Source organism: Mesorhizobium sp. M1338, from assembly GCF_040318045.1.
In the GTDB taxonomy this organism is placed as follows: Bacteria; Pseudomonadota; Alphaproteobacteria; order Rhizobiales; family Rhizobiaceae; genus Mesorhizobium.
The window spans coordinates 224,160-235,681 of record NZ_JAMYLL010000005.1 but is presented as its reverse complement, the minus strand read 5'-3'; the positions used below and the strand labels follow the sequence as shown (position 1 = coordinate 235,681).

Sequence of the window (11,522 nt, the reverse complement as noted above, 5' to 3'; positions counted from 1 at the left end):
TCGCCGTCGCAAGGAAGCTTCTCGTCGTCCTAAACGCCATCATTCGAGACAAAAAAGCTTTCGCATGAACACAGTTGCCATGCCGGGACTCCTGAGCGTTGCAGCGGTGCGGGATTCTTCGCCGCTGCACTCCACGGCTGACGTTCACGGAATGGATCCTCGGGTCTCCGCGACGGCGCTTCGCGCCTGCTTCGCCCGTGGATGACGAAGTTTAGGTGCCTCGGCTAATCTTCAAGCTGGTTAGCCGCCTTTGCTCGAAACTTGATTTAACGTTCATCGATCGAAACGAAAGGATCACGCCATGGCCACCACAAGACTCCTCAGCGACGCCGAGGTCGAAAAAATCCCGGCCGTGAAGGCCGTCTTCGACGACATCCGCGCGACGCGCAAATCCGATTTCGTCAACAATTTCTGGCGTGGGCTGGCCAACGATCCGGCGGCGCTGAAGCGGATCTGGGAACAGCTGAAGGCGGTGATGGTCGCAGACAGCGCCATCGATCCGCTGACCAAGGAGATGATCTACATCGCCGTGTCGACCGCCAATGGCTGCTCCTACTGCGTTCATTCGCATACGGCGGCAGCCCGGGCCAAGGGCATGACCGACGCGCAGCATGGCGAACTGGTGTCGATCATCGGGCTCGCCGGCCAGACCAACCATCTGGTGACCGCGATGCAGATCCCGGTCGATCCGCAGTTCGAGGTGAAGTGAGGCGGCGAGGCTTTCCAGAGCCAGGATTTTCATGGACAAAACCACCAGATTTCCAACTTCGCTCTCCGGGTATGAGATCGAAGGGCTGATTGGAATTGATGCCCCGCGACTGGTGCCGCTGTATCAGGCTTGCTCGGACTATGTCGTGGTCGAACGAGGCGAACCGCCCAACGCCGCCAGCGCAAAAGAGGAATTTGAAAACTTTCCGCCGAACAGACGCAGGCCGACAAGTACGTGTTCGGGTTGAAGGCAGTCGATGGCGAATTTGTCGGCTTGCTGGCCTGCGATCGCGATTATCCGCAAGCGGGATGCTGGTGGATCGCATTGCTCATGATCGACAAAGCACTTCGCGGAAAAGGAGTGGGGCGAGCTCTTTGCGATGACTTTTTTGCGTGGCTGAAATCGCAACGGGCCGAACGCGTGGAACTCGGCGTGTTTATGGAAAATGAGCAAGGGCTTCGGTTCTGGCAAGCGCAAGATTTCGAGTTGATGCGGACAGCAGGACCGGTCAGGCTCGGTGCCAAACGGCATATGGTCCAGGTTTTGGGCCGGCGGTTGTGAGCAGCTACACCGGCCGGTAAACCTTCTCCGCCGTGTTCCAGAAAATATCAGCCGCCGCCGCCGCGCCATGATTGGCGATCGCATTGCGGTGCGCCTTGATCAGTTCGGCGTGGCTGGTCCATAGCTTCTCAATCGGGAAATTCGAACCGAACATCAGATGGTCTGATCCCAGGATGTCGATCGTATTGTCGACGATGTAGGCGATCAGCGCCGGGTCGTTGCGATGGACGAAGGTGCCGAGGCCGGAGAGCTTGGCGTAGAGATTGGGCGCTGCCGACAGCGTGCGCAGGCCGGTCTTCCAGGCTTCGGTGGTTTCCGGCTCCATGCCGGTCAGCATGCCGGCATGGGTGAGGATGAAATTCGTTTCGGGGTTTTCGCCGACCAGGGTCAGGCCGTCCTTCATCTGGGCGGGGAAGAGCTGCAGGTCGAAGGACAAGCCATAATCCTTCAGCCGGGCGACATTCGCCCGCACCTTGCGGTCGATGACCTGGTCCGCCGAAGCTGCAAAGCGGAAGGCCGGCGTTTCGTGCCAGTGCAATTGCATGCGCACGCCGCGCAGCAGCGGATACTTTTTCAAGCGATCGATCTGGGGCCTGATGTCGTCGGCGGTCATGTCGGCGTAGCCAACGATGGCATGCGGCCAGCCGGTTTCGTCAGCGGTCTTCTGCAGGAAGGCGACTTCCTTCTCGAAATCCTCCTTGGCCCAGTTGGTCTGGACATAGACGGCCTTTTCGACGCCGGATCCCTTCTGATCGGCCAGAAACTCCTCGATCGGATAGTCGCGGCGGATCGGCCCGTAGGGGCCGAAGATGCGCGGCACCATCGGGCCGACCAGCCAGGGCTGATCCTTTTGGCGCCAGATGTGGAAATGCGCGTCGATTGCCTTCTGCATCATGAAACCCTCTTCCAGATTGTCGTCGCCGCCGGGGCAGGGCGGGCGAGCGACAGGATGAAATCGGTTAGACCCTTGAGCGACGAGCCGTCGACGAGATCGTCGATCACCGGCAGGATGGCGCGAAGTGCTGCCGTTGCCGGCCGGAAGCGCGGGTCGCCGGCCAACGGCGTTGCCAGCGACAGTCGGAACGCGCGGGCGCTCAGCCGGCGCATTGCCATTTCCAACTCGGCATGGTCGCCGCGTTCCAGCGCGTCGGACAGGATGACGACCGCGGCACCGCGCGCGAAGGCGGAGAAGCGCGGCACTGACAGGAAAGCGAGCAGCGTCGGTCCCATGCGGGTGCCGCCGTCCCAGTCGTCGACCTGCGTGGCCGCGCGGGCCAACGCCTGGTCGCGGTCGCGAATGCGCAACGCCCCGGTGATGCGGGTCAGCCGCGTGCCGAAGGTAAAGATCTCGGCGCGGTCCGCGCCTTGCACGGCGGTATGCGCCAGCTTGAGATAATCCGCTGTGTGCAGCTTCATCGAGCCGGACACATCGATGAGGATCAGCAGCTTGCGCGGCACGGTCTGGCGGCGTCGCAGCAATGGTGAGGGGACATCGCCATCGGCGCTGACGATCTCCCGCAGCGACCGGCGCAGGTCGAGCTTGCCGCGCGAGTGGGTGCGCACGGTGCGGAAGGAGCGGCGGGCGGGCAGGGCGGAAGCGAGCTTGCGGCGGAAAGCGGCAAGGTCGTCATCGTCGCGCTGGAAGTCGCGGCGGCTCAATTGCTCCAGGGCTGAGGATAGCTCGCCGCCTTCCTGATGACTGATCGCCTCGATCTCTTCCTGGCTTGCCCCGCCATCATCCTTGATGCGGGTTTCCTTGTCTGCGTCGCCTTCGACCACGGCGGATGTGTTGCCATAGAAATGGCTTTGGAAATGCGCCTCGAATTCGTCGCGACGGTCGGGCGGTGGCGCCAGCGTGGCGAGCGCCGCCTCGCGGATGTCCGCCATGGAGCGCGGCCCGAGCAGCGTCACCGCCTGCATGAAGCCGGAGACCTGCTCGGGTGCTATGGCAAAGCCGTAGCGGCGCAGCAACCGGCCGAAGCCAAGCAAGGGTGCGGCCGCGCGGGGTAAGCTCTCCTCTCCCCGTTCACGGGGAGAGGATGCCGGCAGGCAGGTGAGGGGCAGCGCTGACATCCGAGCGTCGCGCCGCCCCTCATCCGCCCCTTCGGGGCACCTTCTCCCCGTGAACGGGGAGAAGGGATTGTTGACGTCTCGGCTCACGCCAGCGCCTCCTCGACGATGCGGCCAAGCTCCGGCGCGATGTAGGAGAGGTCCTCTTCGTCCTTGATCAGCACGCCGATGGCGCGGCGGAAGGCTTCCGGCCAAGGGCTGCCGCCTTTTTCCAGGATGGTGGCGGCATTAGCCCATTCGACCGCCTCGGCAATGCCCGGTGGCTTGGCGAGCGGGCGGGTGCGGATGGTCTGTACCGCCGCCGCCACCGCGCGCGCCGTTGCCTCAGCTACATTGCCGGCGCGCAGCATGATGATGGCGGCCTCGCGCTCGGCGTCGGGATAGCCGATCCAGTGATAGACGCAGCGCCGGCGCAGCGCTTCGGCGAGTTCGCGGGTGCGGTTCGAGGTCAGGATGACGATCGGCTGTGCCGTGGCGCGGATGGTGCCACGCTCGGGAATGCTGATCTGGAAATCGGACAGGAATTCCAGCAGCAGCGCCTCGAATTCATGGTCCGAGCGGTCGATCTCGTCGACCAGCAGCACGCGCTGCTCGGGCGCCTTCAGCACCTGCAGCAGCGGCCGCGCGATCAGGAAGCGGTCGTCATAGATATCGATCTCGTGCTCGCCGGCATGGCGGATGGCGAGCAGCTGGCGCTGATAATTCCATTCGTAGAGCGCGTGCGCGGCGTCGATGCCTTCATAGCATTGCAGCCGCACCAGATCGCGGCCGAGCAGCGCGGCGATCGCTTTCGCCGCTTCCGTCTTGCCGACACCCGGCGCGCCTTCGAGCAGCAGCGGCTTGCCCAGCCGGATCGCCAGGAAGATGGCGGTGGCCAGACTGTCATCGGCCAGATAGCGCGAGGCGGCCAGATGCCGCGCCACCGCCTCCGGCGAGGTCGCGACAGTCTCGGCGCTTGTCCCAGTCATTTCGCCCCTCAGTTCGCCGCTTGCGCCTTCAGCGCGCGCAAGATCCGCTCCGGCGTGATCGGCAACGTGTCGATGCGCACACCGACGGCATCGAAGACGGCATTGGCGACCGCCGGGATTTGCGGATTGGCGCACATTTCGCCCGGTCCCTTGGCACCGTATGGCCCGTCGGCCGAGGGTCGCTCCAGCACGATGATCTCGGTCTCGGCAAGGTCGCCGGGGCCGGGCATCAGATACTGGTTGAAGTCGGTGCCGCCATGGTCGCGGTTGGGATAGTAGGGCTCGGTGGTCTCGTACAGCGCGTGGCTGATGCCCATCCAGGAGCCGCCGACCAATTGCTGCTCGACCATTTTCGGGTTCAGCGCGCGGCCGATCTCGAAGACGTTCTTGACCGTCAGCACCGTCACCTCGCCCGTCTCGTCGTCGACCTCGACCTCGGCCACGGTGCAGGCATGCGCGTAGCAAGTCGATGGTTTCATCGCGCCGGTCTCTTTCTCCGGATAGGAGCGCGGAATGAGGAACATGCCGCGACCCGAGATCGAGCGGCCGCGCTTGAAATGCGCCGACAGCGCGACATCGAAGATCGAGATCGACTTTTGCGGCGCGCCTTTGACCAGGATGTTGCCCTGGCCGTCGGTCTCGAGGTCGGAGGCATTCACCTCCAGCTCTTCCGCCGCCACTTCCAGCATCACCTGGCGGGCTTCTTTCGCTGCCTGGATCACGGCGTTGCCGGCGCGATGCGTGCCGCGTGAGGCGAAGGTGCCCATGCAGTGCGGGCCGGTGTCGGTGTCGGCGGTGTCGACGACGACACGGTCGGTCGGCACGCCGATCGTCTCGGCGCAGATCTGCGCCATGATCTGCTTCATGCCCTGGCCGAGATCGACCGAGGACAGCGTCACCATGAAATTGCCGGTCGGTGTCGAATGCACCAGCGCCTGCGTGGGGTCGCCGCCGAGGTTCATGCCCGTCGGATAGTTGATGGCGGCGACGCCGCGTCCACGCCTGATCGCCATCTCAAGCTCCCTTCACATAGGAGGACATCGCCATGAATTTTTCCGCCACCGGCCAGTTGGCGGCGCGCGAGGCTTCCTGCATGCACTCGATCAGGGCTGCCCCTTCGGTCGGCTGGCGGTGCGCCTTCATGTCGCCGTCGCGATAGGCGTTGATGAAGCGGAATTCGAGCGGGTCCATGCCGATCAGTCGCGCCAGCTTATCCATCTGCACCTCCAGCGCGAAGTCGCCGATGGTGACGCCGAAGCCGCGCATGGCGGAGGACGGCGTGCGGTTGGTGTAGACGCAGTAGGTGTCGATCCAGACATTAGGGATGGTGTAGGGACCGGGATAGTGCCCCGCGCCCTTCTGCGCGCCATAGGGCGAGTGGCGCGAATAGGCGCCGGCGTCGGTATAGCCGGTGACCTTGCGCGCCACGATGCGGCCGTCCTTCATGACGCCGTCCTTGATGACGATTTTTTCGGCGGCGCGAGGTGACGATATCTGCATCTCCTCTTCGCGGCTGTAGATAAAACAGACTGGTCGTCCTGTTAGCTTGGCGCCGAGGATGGCGATCGGCTCGACGATGACGTCGACCTTGCCGCCAAAGCCGCCGCCGACGGTGCCGCCGACGAAATGCAGCTTGCTGCCCGGCATCTGCAGGATGATCGAGGTGTTGTCGAGCGTGAAGAACATCGCTTGCGTGTCGGTGTAGCAGGTGAAGCGGTCATTGCCCTCGGGCGCCACCACGCAGCCGGTGGTCTCGGTCGGCGCGTGCTCGATCGGCGAGGACTGGTAGCTCTGCTCCAGCACGTGATCGGCACCGGCGAAGCCCGTCTCGACGTCGCCGAAGCGCACCTTGCGGCACTCGCCGCTGTCATAGAGGTAGTAGTTCTGGCCGTGATATTCGTTGACCAGCGGCGCGCCGGGCTTCAGCGCTTCCTCCATGTCGAAGACAGCCGGCAGCACCTCATAGTCGACCTTGACCTTGGCGGCGGCCTCTTGCGCCGCGCGCTCGGTCTCGGCCAGCACCGCCACCACGGCCTCGCCCTTCCAGCGCACCTTGCCATCGGCCAGCACGGTTTCGTCCTCCGGCCCGATCTGGATCAGGATGAGGATGGTGTAGACATTGTGCGGCACATCCTTGGCGGTCAGCACTTTGACGACGCCCGGATGCTTCTCGGCTTCCGACGTGTCGATAGAGCGGATGCGGGCATGGTGATGGGGGCTGCGCACCATTTTCAGGTGCAGCATGCCGGGGAAATTGCGGTCGGCGAAAAAGGCGGTCTTGCCGGTGACATGGCCGGGCGAATCCGAGCGCGGCCTTGGCTGGCCGATCTCATGCAGATCGTCCTTGCGGACATCGGCGAAGTAGTTCTTGCGCAGTTCCATTCTTTTGTTCCCTCAGAGCATGATGCCGAAAAGTGTGAAGCGGTTTTCGGACGACATCATGCTCTATCTCTTTGATTTAGAGGCGGATTCAGATTTCAGGTCGAATCGACCTGAAATCATCCGGCTCTAGGCCGCGTTCCGAGAGTTGGACCGCGCGGCGGCCAGCACCGCCTGGATGATCGGCTCGTAGCCGGTGCAGCGGCAGATGTTGCCCGACAGCGCATCGACCACCTCGTCGCGGCTGGGGTTGGGCGTGTGGTCGAGCAGCACCTTGGCGGCCATGATCATGCCCGGCGTGCAGAAGCCGCATTGCGTGGCGAAGGCGTCGAGAAAGGCGCGCTGCAGCGGGTGCAGCACGCCAGCTTCCGAAAGTCCCGCCGTCGTTGTGATGGCGGCTCCGCTGCATGTCTCGGCCAGCGTCAGGCAGGAGAGCCTGAGCTCGCCGTCGATGATGACCGAGCAGGCGCCGCACGTGCCTTGATGGCAACCGCCTTTCGGGGAGGTGTCGCCGATCTTGTCGCGCAAGGCGTGCAGCAGCGTCGTGCCGCTGTCGACGAATTCGGCCGTTTCCGAACCGTTGAGCGTGAACTGAACCGGAACCTTTGCCATGTTTTCCCTCCCAGCGCGCCTGCCCGAACCATCGGACAGACGCGCGCCCCCGAACGAAATATTATGCGAGCAGCAGCCGGCCGAGATGGACCGGCAGCACTTCGTTGCGATACCAGGCGCTGGCAATCGGATCGGTGATCGGCGAGGTGCCATCACCGGCCGCGGCCAAAGCCGGCGCTATGCCGTCAGCGGTCAGCGTCCTGCCGATCAGCGCTTTTTCCGCCGCGCTGGCACGCATTGGCCGGTCGGCCATGCAGCCCAGTGCAATCCGCGCCAAAGACACGGTGCCATCCGGCGCCAGTGCGAGAACGCTGGCGATGCTGAGCACCGAGACGCCCTTGGGCTTGACCCGCGACACTTTCAGGAAGCGGAAACTGTCGGCCTTCGGAAGCGCGAAGCTCACGGACGTGACGATGGCGCGGCTGCCTTCCCGATTGGCCAGAAATATCTCGATCGGCGTTTCGCCGTCATCGGTGCCGACAATGGCGTCGAGCGCCAGCAGGGCAACAGCGAAATCGCCATAGGGAGCCGGCGCGAACAGATTGCCGCCGACTGTCGCCATGTTGCGGACCGCCGGGCCGCCGACGGCGCGGGCGGCCTTGGCAAGGGCGCCGAGGTCCGGATGGCGGGCGATCGCCGCCATGGTCACCGAACCGCCGATGCGGACCTTGCCGCCGGCAACGACGATGGCGGACAAAGACGGCTCGGTCGACCTGACGAGGCCGGAGACCGAAACATCGCCTTCATTGGCAGCACGGACCACGAGTGTGCCGCCGCCGAGATAGCGCGTGCCGGCGGCTTTCAGCGCGGCGTTGGCGTCCTTGACCGTTGCAAAGGTCTGCAGTGCTAGCGCCATGGTTTGGCTCCTGTCAGCTCTGGCCGGCGAAATGGCTCTTCAGGGCATTGAAGCCGCCCTGGAAAACATTGGCGCCCATGCCCTCGGCAAGCTTGTCGGCTTCTTCTGGCGCTGCGTCGAAGCTTGCGGTCCATTCGGCGTAGGTGCGGTCGCCATCGGTAACGCGCCGCAATTGCAGCGTCGCCTTGTGATTGGTGAGCGGCTGCGGCGTCTCGAGGATCGAATAGCTGACGAGGAAATCCCGGTCGGAGAAGTCGAGCAGCTTTTCACGCAGGCGCGCGCCACTGACGAGCTGAAAATTGCGAACGCAGCCTATCGTCGAAGCGTCCTTGCCGTCCTCGATATGGCTTTCGACCATGCGCGGGTGCCAGCTTGGCAGTCCGTTGAAATCGCGTATGCGCGCCCAGACCTTTTCGACCGGCGCGTCGATGACGCTGGAGATAGTGACTTTGGCCATTCAAATGTTCCCTTGCAAAGCGATCCGGTGCAAGGGTAGGGCGGTCATCCCAGGGGCGCTTATCAATGCGTCTTGAATGCCTATCAAGGAGTCTGAAAAAGGGTGGCGGGCCGCTGGTTCAGGCGATCGCCCGCGCGGCTTCGCGGTAGACCGTCGGCGGCACGCCGACATGGTCGCGGAAGAAGCGCGAGAAATTGCCCTGCGTGGTGAAGCCGAGATTGCAGGCGACCGAGATCAGCGGCTCCTGCGACCATTGCAGCTGCCGCACCGCTTCCTCCATGCGCAGCGTGTTCCAGTAGACATTGGGCGTCAGATTGGTCTGTTCCTTGAACAAAGCGAAGAAATGCGGCCGCGACAGGCCGACGCTGCGCGCCACTTCGTCGAAGCAGATGCGTTCGCAGACATTGGCTTTCATCAGCTGGATCGCCTTGCGGACACGGAAGTCCTGCATGGTGCTGATGCGGACGCGCGCCTCCTGCGGCGCCGAGGCGTCGGCGGCGTCGAGCACCGAATCGATGAAACGCTCGATCTCGTAGTTGGCGATATCGTCGATGCTCTCATTGTCGCTGAGACGGTCGAGCAGATTGGCGGCGGCCTGGTGCAGCCAAGGCTCCAGCGTGATCGCGGCTTGTGAAAACAGCGGCGCGGACGGGGGCAGGTCGCGGCGGCGCCGCGCCCAGTCGGGATCGATGTAGAAGGCGAGGAACAGGCCCGGCGTGCCGTCTCGCGACAGAATATGGCTGTGCGGCTGGAAGGAGTTGATGCCGGCGGCGATGCGAGGTCCAAGCGGTACCGTTTCGCGGCCGATGGTCATCTCGCCGGCCGTACCTTCCAGCCAGATGATGAGATGGGCCTCGACATGGGCATGGGTGACGAAGTCGCTTGCGACATTCAGGACAGAAACATGTCCGAACCGGCCCCAGTAGAGCCTGATCGCTTCCGTCATGGGTATTCCTCCCGCAGGCGACTGGCCTCCCTTCGCCTGCAACGCGGATATTGCGGCTGAGTTCGGGGCCGCGTCAAGGCGGGAGTCCGTGACGAGCGTGGAGGACAGCCGATGCGGGCGGATTTTCAGACTGAGCGATAGGCACCGGAACGAATAGCGGTTTGGGGAAGAACGCCAGCCCTCAAACCGAAGCCGTCATGCCGCCGTCGACATACAGCATTTGGCCGTTGACGAAGGAGGATGCGTCGGAGGCGAGGAACACCGCGGCGCCGATCAGCTCGTCGACATTGCCCCAGCGCCCGGCCGGTGTGCGCTTTTCCAGCCAGGCGGAGAATTCCGGATTGTCGACCAGCGCCTGGTTCATCTCGGTGCGGAAATAGCCGGGCGCGATCGCATTGATCTGCAGGCCGTATCTCGCCCAGTCGGCGCACATGCCCCTTGTCAGGTTGCGGATCGCGCCCTTGGTTGCGGTGTAAGGCGCGATGTTCGGCCGAGCCAGTTCGCTCTGCACGGAGCCGATATTGATGATCTTGCCTTTGCCGCGTGGGATCATGTGGCGGGCGACCGCCTTGCCGGCATGGAAGGCGCCGGACACATTGGTCTTGAACAGCCGCTCCCATTGCTCCTCGGGAAAATCCTCGAGCGGGGCGCGGAATTGCACGCCGGCGTTGTTGACGAGGATATCGATGGCACCGATCTCTGCCTCGATGCGGGCAATGTCCGTGTTGACTGCCTGAAAATCGGTGACATCGAAGATCGAGGCGTGCGCCTTGAAGCCGCCAGCACGCAGCTTTTCGACGGCGCTGTCGATCCTGGAGGCATCGCGGCCATTCAGCACCACGCTTGCCCCGTGTTCAGCCAGGCCCCGAGCCAAGGCGAAACCTATGCCTTGGCCGGAGCCAGTGATCAGCGCCAGCCGCCCATCGAGGCTGAACAGGGAGTTTGTCACAGACTGTCCCGGCTTAATCGCTGCGGCGGAAATTGCGGATGCGGTCGAACAGCACCGCCAGCAATATGGCGCCGCCGATGAACACGCCTTGCCAGAAGGCATTGATACCGAGCAGGCCAAGACTGTTGCGGATCACTTCGATCAGGGCCGCGCCGACGATGGCACCGAAGGCGGTGCCGACGCCACCAGCCAGATTGGCGCCGCCGATGACGGTGGCGGCGATCACCTGCAACTCCATACCCGTGCCGAGATTGGTGGTGACGGCGCCCAGCCAGCCGGTCTGGATGATGCCGGCAATGCCTGCCGACAGAGCCGAGATCATGTAGACGGCAACCTTGATCCGACGTACCGGCACGCCGGTCAGCGTCGCCGCATGCTCATTACCGCCAATGGCGAAGATGTGCCGGCCGAATTTGGTCCAGCGCAGGATGAAACCGGTGATCAGCGCCAGAAGGATCATGTAAAGAACCGGATTGGCGATCCCGAACACCCAGGCGCCGCCCCCCAATGCCAGCAGTTTGGTGTGGTCCGGCCCGAACTGGAAGACGACGGTGTTGTTGGAGGCGACCATCGCCAGGCTGCGGGCGATCGACAGCACACCGAGCGTTACCACGAACGGTGGAAAGCCAAGATAGGCGATCAGGACGCCGTTGAAGGCGCCGATGGCGAGCGCGGTTGCGATAGAGGCCAGAATGCCGACCTCGATCGAGTAGCCGGCATGCATGGTGACGGCCAGCACCATCGATGACAGGCACAGCACCGAGCCGACCGAGAGGTCGATGCCGCCGGTGATGATGACGAAAGTCATGCCTAGCGCGATGATTGCGACGAAGGTGATGTTGCGGGTGATGTTGTAGAGGTTCTTCGACGTGGCGAAGGCGTCCGTGGCAAACGATAGGAACACGCACGCAAGGATGACGGAGATCACCACCCAGAAAGTCTGGCTGGCCAACAACCTTGCCAGCAAGGATTGCTGCTTGTGCTCGATCGGCTGGTCAATTGTCAGTGCCATCAT

14 protein-coding genes are annotated in these 11,522 nt (G+C 63.6%); 3 read left to right on the top strand and 11 right to left on the bottom strand.

The genetic code is table 11. From position 1 onward, the window contains the following. Positions 1-301 precede the first annotated feature (301 nt). From NKH19_RS08080 to NKH19_RS08070, 3 genes are read left to right on the top strand one after another with little or no spacing between them, the layout of a single operon-like run. Positions 302-709 (top strand): carboxymuconolactone decarboxylase family protein, encoded by a 408-nt coding sequence (locus NKH19_RS08080; protein WP_352865599.1) that lies wholly within the window; start codon positions 302-304, stop codon positions 707-709. A 31-nt stretch (positions 710-740) separates the two neighbouring features. Further along, positions 741-956: a hypothetical protein gene (locus NKH19_RS08075; protein WP_352865597.1), complete on the top strand. Its 216-nt coding sequence runs from the start codon at positions 741-743 to the stop codon at positions 954-956. Then, complete coding sequence (locus NKH19_RS08070; protein WP_352865595.1) at positions 953-1,270, top strand: GNAT family N-acetyltransferase; 318 nt, start codon at positions 953-955, stop codon at positions 1,268-1,270. The genes NKH19_RS08075 and NKH19_RS08070 overlap by 4 nt, the downstream gene beginning before the upstream one ends. A gap of 4 nt (positions 1,271-1,274) precedes the next feature. On the opposite strand, the gene NKH19_RS08065 is transcribed toward NKH19_RS08070, so the two are convergent. From NKH19_RS08065 to NKH19_RS08015, 11 genes are all read right to left on the bottom strand, one after another. Further along, on the bottom strand, positions 1,275-2,162 hold the full coding sequence (locus NKH19_RS08065) for an amidohydrolase family protein (protein ID WP_352865605.1): 888 nt from the start codon (positions 2,160-2,162) through the stop codon (positions 1,275-1,277). Continuing rightward, positions 2,162-3,343, bottom strand: coding sequence for a vWA domain-containing protein (locus tag NKH19_RS08060; RefSeq protein ID WP_352865593.1), 1,182 nt, complete (start codon positions 3,341-3,343; stop codon positions 2,162-2,164). Before NKH19_RS08060 ends, NKH19_RS08065 begins: the two co-directional genes overlap by 1 nt. Positions 3,344-3,426: 83 nt before the next feature. Next, complete coding sequence (locus tag NKH19_RS08055; protein WP_352865591.1) at positions 3,427-4,308, bottom strand: AAA family ATPase; 882 nt, start codon at positions 4,306-4,308, stop codon at positions 3,427-3,429. 8 nt (positions 4,309-4,316) lie between these two features. Then, positions 4,317-5,321 (bottom strand): xanthine dehydrogenase family protein molybdopterin-binding subunit, encoded by a 1,005-nt coding sequence (locus NKH19_RS08050; RefSeq protein ID WP_023779827.1) that lies wholly within the window; start codon positions 5,319-5,321, stop codon positions 4,317-4,319. 1 nt (position 5,322) lies between these two features. Continuing rightward, a complete protein-coding gene (locus tag NKH19_RS08045; RefSeq protein ID WP_352865589.1) occupies positions 5,323-6,690 on the bottom strand; it encodes a xanthine dehydrogenase family protein molybdopterin-binding subunit in 1,368 nt (455 codons plus the stop codon). 126 nt (positions 6,691-6,816) lie between these two features. Beyond that, complete coding sequence (locus NKH19_RS08040) at positions 6,817-7,299, bottom strand: (2Fe-2S)-binding protein (RefSeq protein ID WP_352865588.1); 483 nt, start codon at positions 7,297-7,299, stop codon at positions 6,817-6,819. A 61-nt stretch (positions 7,300-7,360) separates the two neighbouring features. Beyond that, on the bottom strand, positions 7,361-8,155 hold the full coding sequence (locus tag NKH19_RS08035) for an FAD binding domain-containing protein (protein WP_352865586.1): 795 nt from the start codon (positions 8,153-8,155) through the stop codon (positions 7,361-7,363). 13 nt (positions 8,156-8,168) lie between these two features. Then, the gene (locus NKH19_RS08030) at positions 8,169-8,612 is read right to left on the bottom strand and encodes an SRPBCC family protein (RefSeq protein WP_352865585.1); all 444 of its coding nucleotides are present in this window, start codon (positions 8,610-8,612) and stop codon (positions 8,169-8,171) included. Positions 8,613-8,730: 118 nt separating this feature from the next. Continuing rightward, the gene (locus NKH19_RS08025; RefSeq protein ID WP_352865582.1) at positions 8,731-9,558 is read right to left on the bottom strand and encodes an AraC family transcriptional regulator; all 828 of its coding nucleotides are present in this window, start codon (positions 9,556-9,558) and stop codon (positions 8,731-8,733) included. A gap of 181 nt (positions 9,559-9,739) precedes the next feature. Beyond that, entirely contained in the window at positions 9,740-10,507 is a 768-nt protein-coding gene (locus NKH19_RS08020; RefSeq protein WP_352865581.1) for an SDR family oxidoreductase, read from the bottom strand. A 13-nt stretch (positions 10,508-10,520) separates the two neighbouring features. Further along, complete coding sequence (locus tag NKH19_RS08015) at positions 10,521-11,519, bottom strand: ABC transporter permease (protein ID WP_352865604.1); 999 nt, start codon at positions 11,517-11,519, stop codon at positions 10,521-10,523. Between the last annotated feature and the right edge of the window lie 3 nt (positions 11,520-11,522).

Coding starts and splice junctions, on each gene's coding strand:
- NKH19_RS08045 (WP_352865589.1), bottom strand. CDS start 6,690: ATGGAACTGCGCAAGAACTACTTCGCCGATGTCCGCAAGGACGATCTG.
- NKH19_RS08040 (WP_352865588.1), bottom strand. CDS start 7,299: ATGGCAAAGGTTCCGGTTCAGTTCACGCTCAACGGTTCGGAAACGGCC.
- NKH19_RS08055 (WP_352865591.1), bottom strand. CDS start 4,308: ATGACTGGGACAAGCGCCGAGACTGTCGCGACCTCGCCGGAGGCGGTG.
- NKH19_RS08015 (WP_352865604.1), bottom strand. CDS start 11,519: ATGGCACTGACAATTGACCAGCCGATCGAGCACAAGCAGCAATCCTTG.
- NKH19_RS08035 (WP_352865586.1), bottom strand. CDS start 8,155: ATGGCGCTAGCACTGCAGACCTTTGCAACGGTCAAGGACGCCAACGCC.
- NKH19_RS08060 (WP_352865593.1), bottom strand. CDS start 3,343: ATGTCAGCGCTGCCCCTCACCTGCCTGCCGGCATCCTCTCCCCGTGAA.
- NKH19_RS08075 (WP_352865597.1), top strand. CDS start 741: ATGGACAAAACCACCAGATTTCCAACTTCGCTCTCCGGGTATGAGATC.
- NKH19_RS08025 (WP_352865582.1), bottom strand. CDS start 9,558: ATGACGGAAGCGATCAGGCTCTACTGGGGCCGGTTCGGACATGTTTCT.
- NKH19_RS08065 (WP_352865605.1), bottom strand. CDS start 2,162: ATGCAGAAGGCAATCGACGCGCATTTCCACATCTGGCGCCAAAAGGAT.
- NKH19_RS08080 (WP_352865599.1), top strand. CDS start 302: ATGGCCACCACAAGACTCCTCAGCGACGCCGAGGTCGAAAAAATCCCG.
- NKH19_RS08050 (WP_023779827.1), bottom strand. CDS start 5,321: ATGGCGATCAGGCGTGGACGCGGCGTCGCCGCCATCAACTATCCGACG.
- NKH19_RS08030 (WP_352865585.1), bottom strand. CDS start 8,612: ATGGCCAAAGTCACTATCTCCAGCGTCATCGACGCGCCGGTCGAAAAG.